22 protein-coding genes are annotated in these 20193 nt (G+C 66.3%); 12 read left to right on the top strand and 10 right to left on the bottom strand.

Annotation, left to right across the window (positions count from 1 at the left end):
* The gene (locus SY26_RS06225; protein ID WP_045999813.1) at positions 1 to 2196 is read left to right on the top strand and encodes a glycoside hydrolase family 2 protein; all 2196 of its coding nucleotides are present in this window, start codon (positions 1 to 3) and stop codon (positions 2194 to 2196) included.
* Here SY26_RS06225 and SY26_RS06220 read toward each other — a convergent pair.
* From SY26_RS06220 to SY26_RS06200, 5 genes are all read right to left on the bottom strand, one after another.
* A complete protein-coding gene (locus SY26_RS06220; RefSeq protein WP_045999812.1) occupies positions 2193 to 3185 on the bottom strand; it encodes an aldose epimerase family protein in 993 nt (330 codons plus the stop codon). The genes SY26_RS06225 and SY26_RS06220 overlap by 4 nt on opposite strands.
* A 51-nt stretch (positions 3186 to 3236) precedes the next feature.
* On the bottom strand, positions 3237 to 4010 hold the full coding sequence (locus SY26_RS06215) for a hypothetical protein (protein ID WP_045999811.1): 774 nt from the start codon (positions 4008 to 4010) through the stop codon (positions 3237 to 3239).
* A gap of 9 nt (positions 4011 to 4019) precedes the next feature.
* Entirely contained in the window at positions 4020 to 5459 is a 1440-nt protein-coding gene (locus tag SY26_RS06210; protein WP_045999810.1) for a dihydrolipoyl dehydrogenase, read from the bottom strand.
* Positions 5460 to 5523: 64 nt separating this feature from the next.
* Positions 5524 to 6261, bottom strand: coding sequence for an anti-sigma factor domain-containing protein (locus SY26_RS06205; RefSeq protein ID WP_045999809.1), 738 nt, complete (start codon positions 6259 to 6261; stop codon positions 5524 to 5526).
* Entirely contained in the window at positions 6258 to 6821 is a 564-nt protein-coding gene (locus SY26_RS06200) for a sigma-70 family RNA polymerase sigma factor (protein ID WP_045983424.1), read from the bottom strand. Before SY26_RS06200 ends, SY26_RS06205 begins: the two co-directional genes overlap by 4 nt.
* A 202-nt stretch (positions 6822 to 7023) precedes the next feature.
* Between SY26_RS06200 and SY26_RS06195 the strand changes: the two genes are divergently transcribed.
* Positions 7024 to 7803, top strand: coding sequence for a DUF4394 domain-containing protein (locus tag SY26_RS06195; RefSeq protein WP_045999808.1), 780 nt, complete (start codon positions 7024 to 7026; stop codon positions 7801 to 7803).
* A 47-nt stretch (positions 7804 to 7850) separates the two neighbouring features.
* Here SY26_RS06195 and SY26_RS06190 read toward each other — a convergent pair whose 3' ends face one another.
* A complete protein-coding gene (locus SY26_RS06190; protein WP_045999807.1) occupies positions 7851 to 8429 on the bottom strand; it encodes a LysE family translocator in 579 nt (192 codons plus the stop codon).
* 103 nt (positions 8430 to 8532) lie between these two features.
* Here SY26_RS06190 and SY26_RS06185 point away from each other — a divergent pair, with 103 nt between their 5' ends.
* The 5 genes from SY26_RS06185 to SY26_RS06170 all read left to right on the top strand — a co-directional run bounded on the left by SY26_RS06185 (position 8533) and on the right by SY26_RS06170 (position 12403).
* A complete protein-coding gene (locus SY26_RS06185; RefSeq protein WP_045999806.1) occupies positions 8533 to 8976 on the top strand; it encodes an Lrp/AsnC family transcriptional regulator in 444 nt (147 codons plus the stop codon).
* Positions 8977 to 9069: 93 nt separating this feature from the next.
* On the top strand, positions 9070 to 10188 hold the full coding sequence (locus SY26_RS06180) for a helix-turn-helix domain-containing protein (protein WP_198143100.1): 1119 nt from the start codon (positions 9070 to 9072) through the stop codon (positions 10186 to 10188).
* A 363-nt stretch (positions 10189 to 10551) separates the two neighbouring features.
* Positions 10552 to 10839 (top strand): hypothetical protein, encoded by a 288-nt coding sequence (locus tag SY26_RS20985; RefSeq protein ID WP_157020429.1) that lies wholly within the window; start codon positions 10552 to 10554, stop codon positions 10837 to 10839.
* 111 nt (positions 10840 to 10950) lie between these two features.
* Positions 10951 to 11427, top strand: a complete 477-nt coding sequence (locus SY26_RS06175) for a hypothetical protein (protein ID WP_045999804.1) — start codon at positions 10951 to 10953, stop codon at positions 11425 to 11427.
* A 307-nt stretch (positions 11428 to 11734) separates the two neighbouring features.
* Complete coding sequence (locus tag SY26_RS06170; RefSeq protein WP_232303285.1) at positions 11735 to 12403, top strand: MFS transporter permease; 669 nt, start codon at positions 11735 to 11737, stop codon at positions 12401 to 12403.
* Between the two features lie 10 nt (positions 12404 to 12413).
* On the opposite strand, the gene SY26_RS06165 is transcribed toward SY26_RS06170, so the two are convergent.
* From SY26_RS06165 to SY26_RS06150, 4 genes are read right to left on the bottom strand one after another with little or no spacing between them, the layout of a single operon-like run.
* Positions 12414 to 13466, bottom strand: coding sequence for a hypothetical protein (locus tag SY26_RS06165; protein WP_045999802.1), 1053 nt, complete (start codon positions 13464 to 13466; stop codon positions 12414 to 12416).
* A gap of 16 nt (positions 13467 to 13482) precedes the next feature.
* Positions 13483 to 14220, bottom strand: a complete 738-nt coding sequence (locus tag SY26_RS06160; RefSeq protein WP_045999801.1) for a CPBP family intramembrane glutamic endopeptidase — start codon at positions 14218 to 14220, stop codon at positions 13483 to 13485.
* Positions 14221 to 14271: 51 nt separating this feature from the next.
* Entirely contained in the window at positions 14272 to 14565 is a 294-nt protein-coding gene (locus SY26_RS06155) for a hypothetical protein (protein WP_046000281.1), read from the bottom strand.
* A 22-nt stretch (positions 14566 to 14587) separates the two neighbouring features.
* On the bottom strand, positions 14588 to 14986 hold the full coding sequence (locus SY26_RS06150) for a PPC domain-containing protein (protein WP_045999800.1): 399 nt from the start codon (positions 14984 to 14986) through the stop codon (positions 14588 to 14590).
* Between the two features lie 137 nt (positions 14987 to 15123).
* Between SY26_RS06150 and SY26_RS19830 the strand changes: the two genes are divergently transcribed.
* The 5 genes from SY26_RS19830 to SY26_RS06125 all read left to right on the top strand — a co-directional run bounded on the left by SY26_RS19830 (position 15124) and on the right by SY26_RS06125 (position 20131).
* Positions 15124 to 16080 (top strand): helix-turn-helix transcriptional regulator, encoded by a 957-nt coding sequence (locus tag SY26_RS19830; RefSeq protein ID WP_198143099.1) that lies wholly within the window; start codon positions 15124 to 15126, stop codon positions 16078 to 16080.
* Between the two features lie 211 nt (positions 16081 to 16291).
* Positions 16292 to 17284 (top strand): iron-siderophore ABC transporter substrate-binding protein, encoded by a 993-nt coding sequence (locus tag SY26_RS06140; RefSeq protein ID WP_045999799.1) that lies wholly within the window; start codon positions 16292 to 16294, stop codon positions 17282 to 17284.
* A complete protein-coding gene (locus SY26_RS06135) occupies positions 17281 to 18300 on the top strand; it encodes an iron ABC transporter permease (protein ID WP_045999798.1) in 1020 nt (339 codons plus the stop codon). The genes SY26_RS06140 and SY26_RS06135 overlap by 4 nt, the downstream gene beginning before the upstream one ends.
* Positions 18297 to 19325, top strand: coding sequence for an iron chelate uptake ABC transporter family permease subunit (locus SY26_RS06130; protein WP_045999797.1), 1029 nt, complete (start codon positions 18297 to 18299; stop codon positions 19323 to 19325). Before SY26_RS06135 ends, SY26_RS06130 begins: the two co-directional genes overlap by 4 nt.
* Positions 19322 to 20131 (top strand): ABC transporter ATP-binding protein, encoded by an 810-nt coding sequence (locus SY26_RS06125; RefSeq protein WP_045999796.1) that lies wholly within the window; start codon positions 19322 to 19324, stop codon positions 20129 to 20131. The genes SY26_RS06130 and SY26_RS06125 overlap by 4 nt, the downstream gene beginning before the upstream one ends.
* Positions 20132 to 20193 lie beyond the last annotated feature (62 nt).

Genomic DNA, 20193 nt, shown 5'->3' with positions numbered 1-20193 from the left:
ATGCGGACCGTCCAGAAACTGAACCACGGCTGGATCTTTGCCGAAGGCGCGGCCGATCCTGCCGCGCCGCTGTCGGGCGCGTCGGTCACGCTACCACATAACGCGGTCGACCTGCCCCTGAGCTATTTCGACGAGACCTGCTATCAGCGCGCCTTCACCTATCAGCGCGTGATCGCGTGGGATGACGCATGGGCGGGCCGCCGGGTGCAGCTGCGCTTTGACGGGGCGATGGCCGACAATGTGGTCTGGGTGAACGGCGTGCAGGTCGTGGCCCATCCCGACGGATACACCCCCTTCGTGGCGGATCTGACCGACCATCTGCGCCCCGGCGACAACCGAGTCACGGTGCGCATCGACGGGTCGGAAAACCCCGCCATCCCGCCCTTCGGCGCGCAGATCGACTATCTGACCTATGCGGGGATCTATCGCGATGTCTGGCTGATGGTGCTGACGGAACGCCACCTGACCAATGCGCGCATCCTGACGCCCGACGCGCTGGCGGACGCGAAAACTGTCGTGATCCGCCCCGAGGTCGCCGCCCCCGGCCCGGTCCGCGCCCGGCTGCTGGACGGCGACCGTGAGATTGCCGTCGTGGAGGGCGAGGGAGAGCTGACCCTGTCGGGCCTGACCGGCCTGTCGCTGTGGTCCACGGACAACCCGAAGCTTTACACGGTGGAATTGAGCCTTCCCGACAGCGGCGACGTGACCACGCATCGCTTCGGCTTCCGCACCGCGGAGTGGACGCCGCAGGGGTTCGTGCTGAACGGCCAGCCCATGACGCTGCGCGGATTGAACCGGCATCAAAGCTGGGCCCATCAGGGCTATGCCGCGGGCCGTCATGCGCAGGAACGCGACGCCGAGATCGTGCGGTTCGATCTGGGCTGCAACATGGTGCGTACCTCGCATTACCCGCAGAGCCCATGGTTCCTGGACCGCTGCGACGAGATCGGGCTGCTGGTCTTCGAGGAAATCCCGGGCTGGCAGCATATCGGCGATCAGGCGTGGCAGGACCGCAGCGTGGAGAATGTCCGCGCGATGATCACCCGCGACTGGAACCACCCCAGCATCGTCATCTGGGGCGTGCGCATCAACGAAAGCCCGGACAACCACGATTTCTATGTCCGCACCAACGCGCTGGCGCGCGAGCTGGACCCGACGCGCGCGACCGGGGGCGTGCGCTGCATCACCGACAGCGAGATGCTGGAGGACGTCTATACGATGAACGACTTCATCCTGGACGAATCCGAGCTGCCGCTGATCAACCGCCCGCGCACGGCGCTGCGGTCCGTGGCCGAGGTCACCGGCATCAAGAAGCCGGTGCCCTATCTGGTCACCGAATATAACGGCCACATGTTTCCGACCAAGGCGCAGGATCCCGAACTGCGCCAGATGGAGCACGTGATCCGTCACCTGGAGGTGCTGAACGCCGCCCATGGCGATGCGGGTATCGCGGGGTCGATCGGCTGGTGCATGTTCGATTACAACACGCACAAGGATTTCGGCGCGGGCGACCGCATCTGCCATCACGGCGTCATGGACATCTGGCGAGAGCCGAAATTCGCGGCCCATGCCTATGGCAGCCAGAAGCCACCCTCAGAAGGGATCGTGATGGAGCCGGTCACCTTCTGGGCCCGGGGCGAACGCAATATCGGCGGTGTCCTGCCGCTGATCGTGCTGACGAACTGCGACGAGGTCGAGTTCGAATGCGCGGGCGTCGCCCGCCGCGTCGGCCCCGACCGAGAGCGGTTCCCCCATCTGCCGCATCCGCCGGTCATCATCGACCACCGCCATATCAGCGCCGAGGAGCTGGGCCAATGGGGCATGAGCTGGCATCCGGGCCGCATCACCGGCTGGCTGAACGGCGAACAGGTCGCGCTGCGCGACTATGTGGCCGATCCGCTGCCCACCACGCTGCAGATCGCGCCCGACCGCGACACGCTGCCTGCAGATGCGGATATCGACCTGCGGGTGATGCTGCGCGCGCTGGACCAGGCGGGCAACCGGCTGCCTTTCCTGGATGCGGCGATCGCGGTGACCGTGGACGGCCCCGCGCGCCTGATCGGGCCTGACCTGCGGATGCTGCAGGGGGGAACCACGGGCATGCTGCTGCGCCTGACGGGCGAGGCGGGGACGATCCGCATCACCGCCCGCCATCCGCAGTTTGCGGAGGCCGTGGCTACCGTCACGGTCGGCTAGGGGCGGTCCAGCAGATAGCGCGTCTCAGTCCGCCAGACGGTGCCGGGACGCAGGATCGTGGGCGGAAAGTCGGGGCGGTTCGGGGCGTCGGGCCATTCCTGTGCCTCGAACGCGACGGCGGATTGGGGACGGGCGGTCTGGCCGGGGTGGCCGGCAAGGCCCGTCTGCGGGAAGTGGTCGCCATCATAGACCTGCAGCCCGGGCGCCGTCGTCAGCACCCGCAGGCGCAGGTCAGGCGCGGTCAGGCTGGCGACCTGCCGCAAGGGGCCATGCCCGTCGGCCAGGCACCAGCAATGGTCCAGCCCCGCATCTCCAAGCGGCCGGGCCGTGCGGAAATCGAACCGCGTGCCCGCCACCGGGGCCGGGGCATCGGGCAGGGGGATCAGCGCATCGTCCACGGGCAGATAGCGGTCGGCATCGATCTGCAGCATCTGGTCCGCGGCCCCATCGGGCGACAGCGTCCAATAGCCGTGATGCGTCAGGTTGCAGGGCGTCGGGCGCGTGGCCGTCGCCTGCAGTGCGACGCTGAGTGACGCCGTGCCGTCGTGATCGCCAAGCGACAGGGTCGCCAGTGCCTGCATCGCGCCGGGAAAGCCCATCTCTCCGTCGGTGAAATCGAGGGCCAAGGTCACGGCATCGGGCGCGGCGCGCGTGATGCGCCACAGGCGGACCGATGCCCCGTCTGTGCCGCCATGCAGGCAGTTCGGCCCTTCGTTCGCGTCAAGATCATGAACCCGGCCCGACAGGCGGATGCGCGCATCGGCGATGCGGTTGGCATAACGCCCGACCAGCGCGCCCACATGGCGGAGCGGGTCCGTCAGATAGGTCGCGGGGTCGGGATGTCCCAGAACCAGCGGATGGTCGACCCCGTCCAGCCGCAGGTCTTGGACGATGCCGCCAAGCGTCAGCACGCGCGCGCGCAACCGTCCCGCCTGCAGGTCCACGGCCTGCACCCTGCGCCCGTCGGGCAGTTGTCCCATGTCGATCATCGCATCCCCCTTTGGGCGCGATCAGACCGCGCCCCGCCGGGGAAGGCAAGATCACCCGCGACGCGCCTCGGCCTTTGCCAGCTTGTCCTCGACCCGGCGGAAGGCGGCCAGCAGTTCGCCCTTGAATTGGCCAGGTTCGAATTCGCGCAGGCCCGAATGGGCCGCGCACAGCCAGCGCAGATCGCGCGTCAGTCCCGCAAGCCCCTGCAGCCAGTCGCGAAAGTCGCGAACCGCCCCGGCCTGCGGCAGCAGCGCCTGCGGCAGGGTGGGGTGCAGGAACACGCGCGGGTTGGGGAAGACGCCGCGCAGCAGGCGCGGGACCGGCATCAGGTTGATCGTGTCATCGACGTGCAGCGTCCGGCTGGCCGGGTGCCAGGCCAGCAACGATCCGGCATGGACGCGTTCGTTCCGGTTGACATAGTCGATCCCGCGGGGAAGCGAGAATGTCAGGTCATCCGCGAACATGTCCTGAACCTCGGGCGATTCGACGGGTTCGGAACGCCAGTTCAGGTCCGGGTGGCGCAGGCGGTGGCGGTGAGACCCGAATAGCGCCGCGTCGGGAAAATCGCGGGCGGTGGCGGCGCAATGCAGGGTGTGGAACGGATGCAGGTTCAGAACCGCCTCAACCGCGCGCCCGCCATCGGTCAGGTCCATGACCGTATCGCGGATCGCGCCCGACAGGGGATAGCTGTCCAGCATCACGAAGCGGCCTGTCCGCAGCCGGACCAGCGACGCCTGCGTGCCGACGTTCAGGACGCCGCCGATGCGCAGGTCGCCCCTGATCGACCAGAAGCCCTGTCCCAGATCGTGGATCGATTCCGTCATGACTGCATCCTATGCGCCGGGGGGGGTGCCGAAGTCGCGCCCGGCGGGTTCTGCCTGGCGTGTCTTACCGCAGATCTGGCGCAGGGCGGCCTTCAGCCCCTCCTCCAGCGTGGGATGATAGAAGGGCATGGTCAGCAACCCCGTCGCCGTGGCGCCCGATTGCACCGACCACGCCAGAAGATGCGCCAGATGATCGCCGCCCGGACAGCACAGGTCCGCGCCGCTGAGCCGCCCCTGGGCATCGGCGTAAAGGGTCACGGCACCTTCGGCACGCGCCTCGGTCCGGGCACGGCCCTGGTCGGAATAGTCGCTGCGACCGCTGATGACCCCGTCGCCCGGCCCGGTCCCGACCGAGGCCAGCGGCGGGTCGGTGAAGGTCAGCGCGAATGCCGGGCTGCGCTCTCCCGGGGTGACCTTCGGATAGGTCGCGGCATTGGTTCCGGCGATGGCACCCTCGGTCGATGCTTCGTGCAACAGAGGCACATCGGCATTTGCGTCGCCCGCCATGAAGACGGGCGCATCGCCGCATTGCATCGTGGTGCGGTCGAAGACCGGCGTTCCGTGACCGTCCAGCACCAGCCCCGATGCATCCAGGTCCAGGCCCTTCAGGTTGGGCGGGCGGCCGACGGCGACCAGCACGTGGCTGAACACCTGATCCCCCGCCGCGTCGCCTGTCCAAGACAGCTTGGTCCCGCCGTCAACGGCCGAGGCTGTCGTCTCCACCCCCAGGCACAGGGTCACGTCGCGCGCAATGGCGTCCTGCAGCGCGTCATGGACTACGTCGCAGCGGGCCTTGCCAAGACGGGTGCCCTGGTCGAACAAAGTGACCGGCACGCCAAGGCGACCCATCGCCTGCGCCAGTTCCAGGCCGATCGGCCCGCCGCCGATCACCGCCAGGCTGTCGGGAAGGTCTGGTAGCTCGAAGATGGTCTCGTTCGTCAGGATGCGGGGGCCGAGATCGCGGAAGGGTTCGGGGATCTGGGCCTGCGACCCAGTGGCGATCACCACGGCGCGGGCCTGCACGCGGCGGCCGTCGTCCAGCATCAGCTCGCTTGGCCCGATGAACCGGGCGCGGGCGCGCACGGCGGTGCCTTCGGGCAGGTCGTCAAAGGTTTCGCGGGTGAAGTCCACGAACCGGTCGCGTTCCGCGCGCACGCGGGCCATGACCGCCGGTCCGTCGATCACCGGGTCACCCGGATGAACGCCGAAGACGGGCGCGCGCCGCGCCGCGTGGGCCGCATGGGATGCCGCGATCAACAGCTTGGACGGCATGCAGCCGGTATTGGCGCACAGCGTTCCGCGAAACTCGGGGTCGATCAGCAGGGTCCGGGCCCCCGCCTTGCGCGCGGCGCGTTCGGCGGCGATGCCCGCGGTGCCCGCGCCGATCACGGCCACGTCGCAGGTCAGGTCGGTTTCGGCCGGGTCGCGGCGGTCGGTTGTGGGGGACATGGACACCTTGAGGGGTTGCTGTCCCCCTCAACCGACCAGACGCCCGCGCGTTCCCTTGCCCGTGTCAGATGTTCTGCGCGGCGGCCAGGCCCTTGGCGATGATCGGCCCCGTCGGGCGCCCGGTGGGCGATCCGCCCTCTGGCTCCAGCGTGATCTCGTAAAGCTGCGCGTCGGCGGGGACGGGCAGGTCCGGACCCGCCAGCGTGGTCGCGCGCGGCCCGTCCAGCACGCCCAGGGATTGCGGCCCCATCTCGCGCGAGGGCAGGGTCCAGGCCTGGATCGAGAAGCCCTGCGGCACGTCGACATCGGAGACGAAGCGGATCTGCGCCGTGTCGTCGCCGTAATCCTCGATGATGGCGCGGGGCTGGCCCTGATCGTCCAGCAGCACGGCCACCACCTGCGGCGCGGGCGCGGGACGCTGCATGGCGCCGCCGAACCCAAGGACCAACCCCAGCACCAGCGAAGCGGCCAGCCCCGCCAGCCAGCGCATCGGCGCGCGGGGCAGGTTGGCCGCGACCGGGGCCACGGTCGGATCCGCGGACAGGGGCGTGGTCGGCGCGGCGTCCTGCGGCGTGCGTGCGATGATGTCCTGCAGCCGTGCTGCGAAACCCGGCGGCAGGGCCAGGGCCTCGGCCGACAGGTCCAGCGGCAGCAACTGTTCGCGCAGACGGGCGACATGGGCGGCCAGGGCCGGGTCTGCGGCGATCAGCGCCTCGAACAGCTCGGCCTCGGTCGGCGACATCAGCCCCATGACATAGTCGTCGGCAAAGGCGATCACGTCATCCTGGAACACTGAACTCATGACAAACACTCCCGCAGCGAGGCCAGGCCCCGCCGGATCCACGATTTCGCGGTGCCAAGCGGAACCCCCTGGCGGGCAGAGATCTCTCCGTGGCTGTAACCCGCGACATGCGCAAGCAGGATCGCGCGCCGCGCCGGATCGTCCAGCGCGTCCAGGCATTCGCCAAGCCGCCCCTTTCCGGCCAACAGCTTCCAGTCGTCGTCGTGGCACAGGTCCTGGCGGGCGTCCTGCATGCGCGTCAGCTCGTCCGGGGACAGGCTGGACAGGCGCTTGCCGTCGCGCAGGATCGTCAGGCAGCGGTTGCGCAGCACCGCATAGATCCAGCCGCGGGCCGTGCCCTCTCCCTGGCGCTGCTGGGCGGCCTTGCGCCAGATCAGCACCATCGCATCCTGCAGCGCCTCCTCGGCCAGGTCATGGCGGATCAGGATGCGGCGCGCGACGCCCAGCAGCTGCGACCCCTCGATGTCCAGGATCGCGTCGATGCCCTCGGGGCGGCCTTCGGCACAGGCGGTCAGGGCCCGGTCAAGCTGGCGGCTGCGCTGTCTTGTGTCGTCGGTCACGAAACCTCCCCTTGTCGCACGGCTATCCTGCCGCGATCGGGGGGGCGGTTGCAACCGCGCGCGCGGTCACTTTCGGTGCGCCCGCCGAATTTGCGGGGGGCCAAATTATTTTTGCATCCGGTTTCGCGGATGCCGCGTCATCGGGTCAAGGACGGCGAAGACCGCCGCCTGTGACAGAAGCTGAACCGAAAGGAACATCCCCATGTTTCGCATTGCTGCATTCTCGACCTCTGCTCTTGCGCTGTCCATTTCGGCGGCGGCTGCCGCGACGGGCGTCGGCCTGACCGACGACCGCACCCTGGTCATGTTCGACACCGAGACGCTGGAAGTCACCGGCACCATGGATGTCGAGGGCGTGGACCGCCTGCTGGGCATCGACCTGCGCCCGTCGAACAACACGCTGGTCGGCGTGACGGATGACATGCGCATCGTCACCATCGACACGGCGACCGGCGCCGCCACCGACCTGTCCACCATGGACACGCCGCTTGAGGTGGGCGACATGCCGGTGATCGTCGACTTCAACCCGATGGCCGACCGCCTGCGTTTCATGACCGGCACCACGAACCACCGCGTGAACGTGGACACCGGAGAGGTCACCGTCGACGGCAGCCTGAACTGGGTGGCCGAGGACGAGAATTCCGAGGCCAGCCCGATGATCGCCGCTGCAGCCTATATCAACAGCTATGGCACCCCCGAGGCGACCGCGATGTACAACATCGATTCGGGCCTTGGCGCATTGCTGCAGCAGACCGCCCCGAATGACGGCACGCTGGCCACCATCGGCATGCTGAACCTCGAGAACCCGGGCGAGATGATGGCGTTCGACGTCCAGACCGATGCCGAAGGCGCCAACATGGCGTGGCTGGTGACGAACAACACCATCCATTCCGTCGACCTGGAAACCGGCGCGGCCACCGCGGCCGGAGAGATCGCGGCCGATGGCCAGATCCGCGACCTGGCGGTCCTGCCCGCGATGTGACGACCCCGCGCCGGGCCCCTTCGGCCCGGCGCATCCCCTGTCCGCGGCTAGGCGTTCAGAACCGGCAGCATCGACAGGACCATGATTCCCGCCATCGCCATGTTGAACAGGCGCAGCCGGTCCGGCGCGTCGATCATCCGTGCGATCCGCGCGCCCGCCACGACCCACAGCAGATGACAGGGCAGCCCCACGGCCGCGAATGCCAAAGCCACCGGAAGCGGACCGCCAAGCGCCGCGCCATAGGTCGCCAGCGCGGCTAGCACCATTGCCCAAGCCTTGGGGTTCACCCATTGGAACGCCGCCGCCTGCCATAGCCCAACGGGGCGTCCGGCGGTCCTGGCCTGCGACGGGCGAGCTTGTGCGATCTTCCACGCCAGCCACAGGACATAGGCCAGCCCCGCGGCCTGCATCACGCGCCGCAGGCCGGAATGGGCCTGCACTGCGGGGGCCAGCCCGGCGCCCAGGACCAGCACCATCGCCGAAAAGCCCAGCATGATCCCGGCCATGTGCCGCCAGCTGCCGCGCAGGCCCACCGTCGCACCCGACGCCATCAGCATCGCATTGTTCGGCCCCGGCGTGATCGTCGTGACCGCCGCGAACCCCACCAATCCGATCAGCGCATCCATTCGCCGCCTCCTGTCCTGCCTTCGTCCCATACTGGTACGCGGGCGCTGGTGGATGTCCGCAATCCGCGCGATGATAACGGCGTTTTTGCAGGAAAGGCCCATCATGGACGCGATTGACGACAAGATCCTGCGCATCCTGCGAAAAGATGGCCGGATCACCCATCATGCCCTGGCCGAACGGGTCGGTATGTCCGCCTCCACCTGCCAGCGGCGGGTGGAGGCGATGGAGCGGCAGGGCATCATCGCCGGCTATCGTGCCGTGCTGGGCGATGCCGCGCGACAGGTCGGTTTCGCGGCCTTCGTGCTGGTGGGTTTGGGACGGCATACCGCGCGGGTCCAACAGGCGTTCGAAGCGCGCTGTGCCGCCGCGCCGCAGGTCGTCGAATGCCACAACATCACCGGCACGGTCGAATATCTGCTGCGCGTCGAATGCCGCGACCTGGCCAGCTACAAGCAGTTCCACCACGAGGTATTGGGCGGCTTTCCTGACCTGACCACGATCGTCACCCACGTCATCGTCGGCACGTCAAAGGACGACCGGGCGTAAGGCAGTCGTTGCATAACTCTGGTTTATCAGATGGATGTCGGATCGCTTCTTCTGAGTGCCGAGACCCAGGCTGCGAGGGTTGAGGGCATTCTCTTGGCCGACCCCGCCGTGGCTGCACTGTGGCGGATGGAGACGAGCCTTCTGGAGGCTGCCGCCTCGGTCGGGCTCGAAGGTGAGCGGATCTCCACGCAGGGGATGGTGCTGCGTCTCACCAGCGGCACCGCGATGGACGATGATGCCCGGTCGGTCGAGATGGCCCTGAAGGTCCTGACCGTCATCCGGTGGCCCGGCGATCCATTCAGCGCGCCGGTCGCAGCCCTGCGCCGGATCGAAGCGGCCGCCGCGCGGATCGTTCAGACACGCGACGAGGGCGATCGCCCCGAGGATGCGGAGCTGCCCCTGGTCGTTGAGGCCAGTCGCGCCTGGTCCCACGTTCCGATCCTGGGGGGATGGCGTGCGGCGGCCAGCTATGCCTTCCGCTCCCGGCGCAACAGCCCGGTGGCCGAGCGGCTGGTCTTCATGGCCGTGGAGGGTGCCGCGCGTCATCTACAGGGACTGTCTCCTGATCGAAGAGCTGGCCGCGATGAGCTGCACGAGAGGGCAGGGGGCCTGCTGATACCGGCAGTGGCCGGGTGGATCGTGCCGCCATCCGTGTCGCTGACCCGCACCGGCTTCCGGGTCTGGTCGCCGGTGACCGGGTTGGCCACGTTTCTGGAGGCCGCCACGCGGAGCCTGTCTCATGATCTCGGTCATCTGGGGACCCTGCGCCATGAGCTGGCGCGTCTCACGGCCATGACGTCGTCTGCGCATGGGCGGTCGCGCCTTGCCGACTTGATCACCTATCTGAAGACGCAGCCGGTCGTCAGCTCGGCGATGGTCATGGATCATCTGGGGGTGACGCGCCGGACGGCCCTGACCCTGATCGGCGAGCTCGTCGATGGTGGCTGCCTCAGCAATCTCACCGCCCGAAGCACCTCCCGGTTCTGGGCGCTGCCGTCCCTGGCCTCGCGGATGGGACATGCGGGAGGGGCAGGGGCGGTTCGTGGTGGGGCGCTTGCCGGCAGCGAGAGGTCGAGCGAACGCTTGAAACAGATCGGTACGTTGAAACGAATGAAGGGAGGGCGCGACGAGGGCCAACTGGACCGGATCATGGCGGATCTTGATGCCGCGATGTCGGGCTTGGATTATGTCGTGCGCCTGGCGGGGGGGTGAAGAGCGGAAAGAAGAGTAGGGCAATTCAAATCCCACCTGTCTGCGTGTCTAGTGAAACTCCTGCGCCTCAACTGCTTGCTGGATCCAGTGTTTGGAGAGGTGGTTTGCTGTGTCTGGCCAGTATCCTGACTTTCAAGAGCTCTTCTACATGTCATTACTATCAGAAATCGCATTGCCTAATGCGCTCGGGCTGAAGGCCGGCTTATCGACCCGTTTGTCGGCATCAATAATTTTTCAAGGGGGCACGCTCGCTGGTGGAACAATAAGACCGGGGCTTTCAGCGGAACCCATTCTGCCAAGGGTGGTTCGTCTCTGTATCAAAAGCGCGGAATGGCCGCGTGATCGTAGAGGACCGGCGTCGGCATGAAGTACGCATTGATTGGCCTGCTTGTTCTCGGGGGATGCACGACACCGCCCGTATCCGATTTTGGAACTGCTGACGAACATTTCTACAAGGGAAATGCCTGGTACATTGCCGATCGCCGAGGCCAGTTGGAAGTCGCGTTGATGGCCTCTGGCATCGAGGATCCGGAGATCGAGTATCGAGGGGCTGCCCGCGACTATCTTATCAGCAATCAGCGCGTATGCTCGGTCAGCCCCGGTCGTCCGGGAGGAGAAGGTCGCTACCTGTTCAGCTACTCTTGCCGCTGATTGGTCATAGCGCGCACCGGTTCAGTAGAGAAGCAATAGCTAAGCCGAGTTGCTCCCCCGATACCACGCGATCTATATCTTTATCACAAGAATTATATCTAGGCTCCCCGCATGATCCGCACCATTGCCTTTGCCACATTTGCTGCGTTTCCGGTGACCCTTCCATATGCGCAAGAGGTTGCGCCCTATCTCGATGATCGATCAACGGCGGAAAGGGTGGTGGCATCGCTTTATAATGCTGTGAACAGGCAGGAATACCGTCGCGCACACAGCTATTTTGCCCCCAGAACTGCCCCCGACCTCTCTGCCTTCCGTGAGGGTTACGCCACCACCCAGAGCGTCCGTCTGCGCCACGGAGAGGTCATCGCCGAGGGGGCCGCTGGCACGCTGCTTTTCGCCGTTCCTGTTGCGATCGAGGCGGTGACCACCGAAGGGTCCGCCGTGTACACTGGCTGCTATCGCCTTAGCCAGGTTCAACCCGCATCCCAGGAACTTCCGCCGTTTCGGCCGATCGGTATCGATAGTGGAGAGTTGTCGGAATCAGACACTCCGTTCGACACCGCCATGGGCACATGCGATCTACAGTGACCTATCGGGCATGTACGACCTTATGCGTCGAGCACCAGTCGCAGCGGAGTGTTTCTCCAGCAATCCGTTTACTTTGCACCTGCCGGATTAGACTAGACATTGCATCTTCTTAAAGCGCTCTACCGGTGCCAGAATTGCGGAGCAGGCCATCACAAAAGCTATGCCAATTACAGCTATCATGATCCCGGGGGTCTTCCGCACCGGCAGCGGATCTGGTGAATGCGTCTTCTCGAATTGATCGGTTCTTTCGTCATAGCTACGCTATGACCGTAGGGCCTTATCAGTAAGGAGTGGACGGTTGGATTTCATGAACCTGCTGAGATCGGCCGAGCAGCTGCTCTATGAGGTCGTGTCGTGGCTGGTCTTTTATCCGCTGACCCTGTGGCGATGCTTGAAGCACCCCTTGGCCATGATCGGATATGCCGAAAGCGAGCTGAGAAAGCCGCCAGAGGCGCAGTTCCAGGATGCCCTCAGCCCCCCGATCTTTCTGTTCCTGACCCTGGTTCTGGTGCATCTGATCCAGGCGGGGGTGTTTCACCAAAGCGTCGTCCTGAGCGGCGTGCTGGGCGACACGCGCAACCTTCTGGTCTTTCGCGCGGTGTCGTTCAGTCTGTTCCCCATGCTTCTGGGCCTGCAACACGTGCGGCTGGCGGGGCAGCGCCTGTCGCGGGAGACGCTGCGCCCGATGTTCTATGCGCAATGCTATGTGACCGTACCTGCTGTGCTGGCGCTGGACGTGGCGTTGATGCTGGGACGCTCGCCCGCAAGGTGGTCCGATGCGGCGGCAGGGACGGTCTTTGCGGTCGGGCTGCTGTGGTATGCGGGTGCGCTGATGCGGGGGTTCATGGATCACCGTGGCATCTCGCGGGGGCGAGCGCTGCGGCAGACCGCGCTGGCACTGGTCCTTGGGTCGACCAGCTTCGTGATCGCCATGCTGTTGTCGTTGCTGTCGGGACCGCTGCCCGCGGACCTGTGATGTCCGGTGGTCAGCGATCCGCCCCGGCCGGCAGATGCCCGACAGCATCGTCGGGCGGCAGGATGGCCGTCGACCAGGTGGTCGACAGGATCTGCCAGGACGGGTTCCGTTTGCGCATCTCCTCCAGCAGGCCTGGAAAGTGCCCGCTGCCGTAGGTGATGTAGATGTCCTGGTCCGCATCGGCCGCAATCCGGTCGGCCAGCTTGCGATTGCGGAAATCGAGGACGACAAGGTTCATGTCGTTCTGGCTCTCCGCCCGCCCCAGAAGCATGGTGAACGCCCCCCGGCAGGCCGTCGCCAGAAAGTCGCGTTGCCGATCCCCCAGGCCCGACACGATGTCCAGCAGGCGGGATATCGACAGGCCGCCAGCATTCGCGCCATCAGCGGCCATGGCCTGCGCCAACTCGGGCCGGGCGGCGACCAACCGCTGCCATTCGTCATACATCTCGGTGACGGACACATCCGCGGAGATGATATGGGCGGGATCGATGGCGGCCTGGCGCTGCACGAAGCCCAGGAAGTCGCCCTGGAACTGCATCCCGCAGGCTTGGGCGACGCGGGCATATTGGGCGTTCAGATCTCCGTCGGCGTCGACGGCAGCGTTCAACCAGGCCGTCGCCTCGGGCGTGCCTGGCAGCGTCCCCTCGAAATACAGGACATAGCCCGCGTCCCGCGCCCGGATCATGTCATAGACGACCGAGCGATAGAACTGTTCCGACCCGACATGCACCATCCCCTGGAACACCACCTGCCGGGTGCCGTCGCCAAGCGTCACGCGCGGCACGGCCAGCGGATGCAGCGCCGGTTGCAGCACCAGCCAGTAGAGAGGTGCCGCGACCAAGGTGCAGGCCAGTGCGCCGCCGACCAGCGCCGACCGCCTCCACCTGTGCCGATACGACCGGATGGCCCATTCGACCACCAGCCCCAGCCCCGCGCCAAGGGCAGCGACCGCGACCAGAACCAGCGGCGAAGCGGCCCACAGGATCGGCGCCGACAGCAGGAACAGGACCCCCAGCACGGCCCACAGCAGGGTCTGGATGCGGATGGCGGTCACAGATGGCATGGCAAATCCTCTCCTGTCAGACAGGCTCTGTCCCGATGGGCGGATGCGCGAATGCAAAGGTTGCCAGAAACCCGGACCAGTCGTTCAGGATATGCGCCCCGGTGGACACCCACAGGTTTCGCGTGACGACATAAGCCAGCGTCAACACCACCCGCGCGGACCCGATGCCGATCAGCGCCTGTGCCCAGTCCCAGTCATAGGTCGGCAGATGCGCGGCACCAAAGATCAGGGCGGACACGGCAACGCCACAGATCACGCCCGTGAAATGCGACAGCCCCCGCCTAATGACGCAGAACCACAGCGTGGCAAGGAACGGCAGGATGCCGAACACCTCTTCTCCGATCAGCTGCGGGATTGTCGGGATCAGCAGCTGTGTCAGCTGTCCTGCCGACAGATCCTGCATCCGGTCCGTGACGGGGTTCTGGCTCAGCGGCGCGACCTGCGACAGCAGCAGCGCCACGGCAAGAGAGAAGACCAGCGTCAGGACCCCGAACAGGACCATCTGCCCTATTTGTCGCAAGCCGACGCGGCCGAACATCGCCGTCCAGTGACACCCGGCAAGCACCCGCAATGTCAGCAGGGGGATGCCCAGAAACAGCAATGGCGGGACCAAACTGGCTGGAAAGGCCATCTGTGGCGATACCGACAGCACCAAAAGCGCCAGTGCCAGCGACGCCATCAGGATCAGCCAATCACGCCCTGCCAGAGGCACCGGCTTTTCGGCATAGAAGGGAAAGTCCGGTCTGTCTGCCATGCGGGATCCGCCTGTGATCGCGGGGCGGCTGATGCCACCCCCTGTTGTCCATCAGCCGTACGGGAAAAGCTCTGTCACCTTGTGCGCGTTGTCCGTCCGGCAGATGGTCATGTTCTGGCCGTTATGCGTGACGAACATCTGGATTCCCGAGCCGTCCCGGAGGGGCGCGGCGCTGACAACCTCGATGAAGGTCGGTGTGGACGATTCCCGGAACGCCATCGCCTGCTTGCAGGCCGCGACATCTTCGGGGAAATCGGTTCGGCCGGTTCCGGTGACGCCGCCGACGCCCGTGTCATCACAGGCGACGAGGGTGAGGGTGGCCAGCAGCAATACAGCGTGTTTCATCGTCATCTCCGTTCTGTGGGGGTTATTCGACATAGACGGTCATCGTGTAGGGCGCGGTCTCGTTCCGCCGGGCGGCGTTGCGCATCAGATAGACCTCGATCAGATATGTGCCGCTGGACGGGATGGTGATCGACGTGCCGTTCCCACTGATCGAGCTGTTGTACAGCGCCTCACTGGCGCCGGGCGCGGTGACGTTGAAATACAGGCTGGAATTGCCGCTATCCAGCTGCAGGTCCAGCCGCTGTCCGGCAGACACGCCCATGGAATACTGGACGCTGTCATAGCCGCGCACCTGGCCCGTCAGGGTCGCGCCAGAGGTGCCGCGGGCAAAGCGGACCGTTTCCTGGCGGACCGTGTCCGCGAATGACGCGGTGCTGCCAAGCGTCAGCAACGCGGCCACCAAGGCGATATATCGTTTCATGAGGTTCTTCCTCTGCTGTTGACGTGAGCAAACTTCGCAACCTGCCATGCCGCGGAATGCCGCGCTGCAGATCGTCGTTTGAAACTGTTCGGTTTGGATATAGCCTGCTCCAAAGGGGTCGGGCCGGGCGGTGGAACGTGGCGGAAACGGCGATGCAAAGGTTTGTGCTGCGCGGTCCCCAGGAGGCGATCGAGCCCCGATTGTTCGACCGCACCGAGAGCTTTCGCTTCCTCGACAAGGCCGGCTGCCTGGACATCGCCAGCCTTCGGCTGCCCGACAGCCCGTTGGGCCTGGCAAGAGTGCGATCGACCGGGCACGAGATCCTGCTGGAAGAGCCGGACCGTATCTCGGTCATCCTGCCCTGGTCGGGGACGGTGACGAGCGAGGTGGATGGCGACGTCTTCCGAACCGGCGCGCATGGCGTCTTGGTCTTCGATCCCAACAGGCGCCGCACGACGGTCCAGCGGGCATCGCCAGCCGCGCCCTATATCGCCGACCTGCTGACCTTTCCCAAAGCTGATCTTCAGGAGACATGCCGCCGGAACGATCTGCCCCTGATGCTTAACCACCACCTGCTGGTGCCCAACCTTCCGGCCGTCGGGCATTTGCGACGGTTGATCAGCGCGACGCTGACCCAGTTCGAGCATGATCCCGAACAGCACGCCGCAGGCCGCACGCTGAGCCATGTCACGGCAAGCCTTGCCGACGCCCTGACCGAGATCGCCGCGGCGCTGGCGCCGCCAACGGACAGTTCTGCATCCGCCGGTCAGCGCAGGGTCAGGCTGGCCCTGGAGGTCATGGAGGCCCTTCATCCCGAGCCTGTCAGCATCAGCGACATCTGCAGTCGGCTCGATTGCAGCGCACGGTCCCTGCAACTGGCATTTCTGGAATACGGGCTGCCGTCGCCGCACGACGTCCTGACCCACATCAGGCTCGATCGGGCACGCAGCTATCTTCTGGAGGGCACCATGAACGTGACCCAGGCTGCAACCGAAGCGGGCTTTGTCCATATGAGCCGGTTTTCCGGATTGTATATGCGCGCGTTCGGCGAATACCCCATACGGACTTTGGGAAGCCGTCGGTCTGAACATTAGACCATCATGGATCGACCGACCGATCTGCACGGCAAACTCCGGTGGCAATGGCTGGATGTTAGGGTCATTAACCCCCCTGTCTATCCACATCGCGAATATCGCGCTTAATATGTTCGATTGATTTGAGTTTGACCTCGGTGCAGCGCCACCCGCTTGACAAGCCGCAACCGGCGTGGAATGCCGACAAAAACCATAAGGAAATAGCAAGCCTATGTTTCAGGCCGTGTTCCCCGGATGCTGTCGTGCCCTGCTGATCGTGCTGCTGTCCCTGGGCGCGACTGCAGCGGTCGCACAGGATTTCCCCATCACCATTGACCACGCTTTCGGCCATACGGTGATCGGACAACGCCCGGAGCGCGTAGCCACCGTGGCCTGGGCCAACCATGAGGTGCCGCTGGCCTTGGGCGTTGTGCCCGTGGGTTTCGCCGCTGCGGGCTTTGGCGACGAGGATGGCGACGGCCTGCTGCCATGGGTTGCCGCCCGGCTTGACGACTTGGGCGCAGACACGCCCCCCCTGTTCGACGAAGGTGACGGTATCGACTTCGAGGCGGTCGCGGCCACGCAGCCCGACGTGATCCTGGCGGCCTATTCGGGGCTCAGCCGGTCCGATTACGACACGCTCAGCATGATCGCGCCGGTGGTGGCCTATCCGGCGTCGCCATGGTCGACCGACTGGCGCCAGATGATCCGCCTGAACGCCCAAGGCATGGGTATGGCCGCGCAGGCAGAGACGCTGATCGCCGATCTGGAGGCGCGGATTGCCGCGACCGCCGCCGCGCATCCCGAATTGTCCGGCAAGACCGCCATGTTTATCACCCATCTGGACAGCACCGACCTTTCTGTCATCCGGTTCTATTCCGCCAATGACACGCGGGTGCAGTTCTTTCGCGACCTGGGCCTGGGCATGCCGCAAAGCGTGACCGATGCCACGCTGCCTGGCCAGTTTTCCGGAGAGGTCAGCGCCGAGCTGATCGACCAGTTCGACGATGTGGACATCTTCGTATCCTACGGCTCCCCCGAACTGCGTGATCGGCTGATAGCCGACCCGCTGGTCGCGCGGATGCCTGCGGTAGCGAACGGTGCGCTGGTGATGCTGGACAATGACGCGGTGGGCACCGGGGCGAACCCCACGCCGCTGTCGATCCCTTGGGTGCTGGACGACTACGCAGACCGCTTGTCCAAGGCCGCACAAGCCGCTGAATGACCGTCCCTGCTGCCCCCCTGACCCGCGCGACCGGGCGTGCCGGCATGCTGCTTCTGCTGGCCTGCGCGGTCGTAGCGCTATGTGCGCTGTCATTGGCCATCGGCACGCGCAGCGTAAGTTGGGTCGATATGGTCGCGGGATTGCGCGGTGCAACTGACAGCATCGGACAGGCGGCGGTCGCGGTGCGCATTCCGCGCACGCTGATGGCTGCCGCTGCCGGCGCGGCCCTGGGCCTGTCGGGTGCAATCATGCAGGGCGTCACGCGCAACCCGCTCGCCGATCCCGGCATTCTGGGCATCAACAACGGCGCGGCATTGGCGGTGGTCATCGGCATCGCCTGGTTCGGCATCGCGGCCGCCTCAACCTTTATCTGGGTTGCGATTCTTGGGGCGGGGCTGACGGCGGTCTTCGTCTATGGCGTAGGCTCGATCGGGCGGGGGGGCGCGACACCGCTGAAGCTGGCGCTGGCGGGGGCGGCCACCTCGGTCGCGTTTTCGTCGCTGACGCTGGCGGTGGTGCTGCCGCGCGCGGACATTGCGGGGGGCGTGCGGTCCTGGCAGGTGGGCGGCGTCGGCGGCGCGACCTTCGACCGGATCGGGCTGGTGGCGCCAGTCATGGCCGCCGGGTTCGCGCTGGCCATGCTGTCGGCCCGCAAATTGAACCTGTTGGCCCTTGGCGACGACGTCGCCGCAGGGCTTGGCGAAAAGGTCGCGCTGGCGCGGGTCACCGCGGCGCTTGGGGCGATCCTGTTGTGCGGGGCAGCCACCGCGGTCTGCGGGCCCATCGGTTTCGTAGGCTTGGTTGTGCCGCATGTCTGCCGGCTGCTGCTGGGCGTCGATCACCGCTGGTTGTTGCCGGCATCGGCGCTTGGGGGCGCGGGGCTGCTGATCCTGTCGGACATCGCGGGCCGCCTGGTCGCCCGGCCAAGCGAGTTGGACGTGGGCATCGTCACCGCCCTTGTAGGCGCGCCCGTGTTCATCTGGATCGTGCGCCGACAACGGGTCCGAGACCTGTGAACGGCGCCCTGACCCTCCTGACCGCCGGCCGCCGGCGGCGCACGGGCCGCTGGCGCGTGGTCGCCCTGACGCTGCTGGCCTTGGTCCTCGCGGGCTTTGCACTGACGCTGATGTCGGGGCAAAGCCTGACCCCGCCGGGCCAGGTGCTGCGCATCCTGGCGGGGCAGGGCGGGCCTGACGCCTTTGCGGTGGGCCATCTGCGCCTGCCACGCGCGGTGATGTCGGTTCTGGCAGGGGCGTGTTTCGGTCTGGGCGGCGTTGCGTTCCAGGTGATGCTACGCAACCCGCTGGCCAGCCCGGACATCATCGGCGTCAGCGCCGGGGCCAGCGCGGCGGCGGTGTTCGGCATCGTGTTCCTGTCGCTGGACGGTCCGGCACTATCTGCAGTGGCGATAGGTGCCGGGCTGGGGGTCGCGCTGCTGATCTATGGCCTGTCCTTTCGGGGTGGAGTCGCGGGATCGCGGCTGATCCTGGTCGGCATCGGCGTATCGGCGATGATCAACAGCTTCATCGCCTATGCGCTGGCCCGCGCCCCGGCCTGGGACCTGCAGGAGGCGATGCGCTGGCTGTCGGGCAGCGTGAACGGCGCGCAGCTGGATCAGGCCTGGCCGCTGCTGGGCGCGCTGGCGCTGTTCGGCGGTCTGGTGATCAGCCGCAGCCGCGACCTTGAGGCACTGCGCATGGGCGACGACATGGCCGCCGCCCTCGGTGTGCGTGTGGGGGCCACCCGGCTGGCGGTGATCCTGGGCGCGGTCGGCATGATCGCGGTCGCCACAGCCACGACCGGGCCCATAGCCTTCGTTGCGTTCCTGTCCGGACCCATCGCCGCGCGGATCGTAGGGCAGAACGGATCGTTGCTGATCCCCGCGGCCCTGTTGGGCGCGGTGCTGGTTCTGGCAGGCGATTTCGCGGGACAGTTCTTGTTGCCGGGCCGCTATCCCGTCGGCGTCGTGACAGGTGCCTTGGGCGCTCCCTTCCTGATCTATCTCATCATCCGCGCGAACCGTACCGGAGGCACGCTGTGACCGTCGACCATAATTTAAGGGTCTGCGACCTGTCGGCAGGGTATGGCGACCGCGCTATCCTGCAGGGGCTAGACCTGGATCTGATGCCGGGACGCATCACGGCCATCGTGGGGGCGAATGCCTGCGGCAAGTCGACCCTGCTAAGGGTGATGTCGCGCCTGCTGCGGCCGGGGCGGGGGCAGGTCACGCTCGATGGCACCGCCATTCACCGCATGCCCACGCGCGCCCTGGCTCGGACCTTGGGCCTGCTGCCGCAATCGCCGATCGCGCCAGAGGGGATCACCGTGGCCGACCTGGTCAGCCGGGGACGCCACCCACATCACGGCCTGATATCACGGTGGGGGCCGCACGATGATCAGGCGGTCGCCGACGCGCTGCAGGCCACGCGCACGACCGATCTGGCCGACCGCGCCGTGGACGAGCTGTCGGGCGGTCAGCGCCAACGCGTCTGGATCGCCATGGCGCTGGCGCAGCAGACCGACCTGCTGCTGCTGGACGAGCCGACGACATTCCTGGACATCGCCCACCAGATAGAGCTGCTGGACCTGTTGTGCGACCTGAACGCCCGTCGCGGCATCACCATAGTAATGGTGCTACACGATTTGAACCTGGCAGCGCGCTATGCCGACCGGCTGGTGGCCATGGCAGCGGGGCGCGTGCATGGGCAGGGGGCGCCCGAGGACGTGCTGACCCAGGATACGATCCAACAGGTCTTCGGCTTGACCAGCCGGATCATCACTGACCCTGTTTCGGGACGTCCGATGATGCTGCCAGTGGGCCGCCACCGCGCTACTGCAAATAATTGACTGAAAGTGTCACCTTTCTGCAACGGGCGCATGCGATGCACCCGTTGCAGGCTTGTCTCACG

This window comes from Paracoccus sp. 228 (assembly GCF_000967825.1).
Taxonomy (GTDB): Bacteria; Pseudomonadota; Alphaproteobacteria; order Rhodobacterales; family Rhodobacteraceae; genus Paracoccus; species Paracoccus marcusii.
This window is presented reverse-complemented; position numbering and strand designations above follow the sequence as displayed.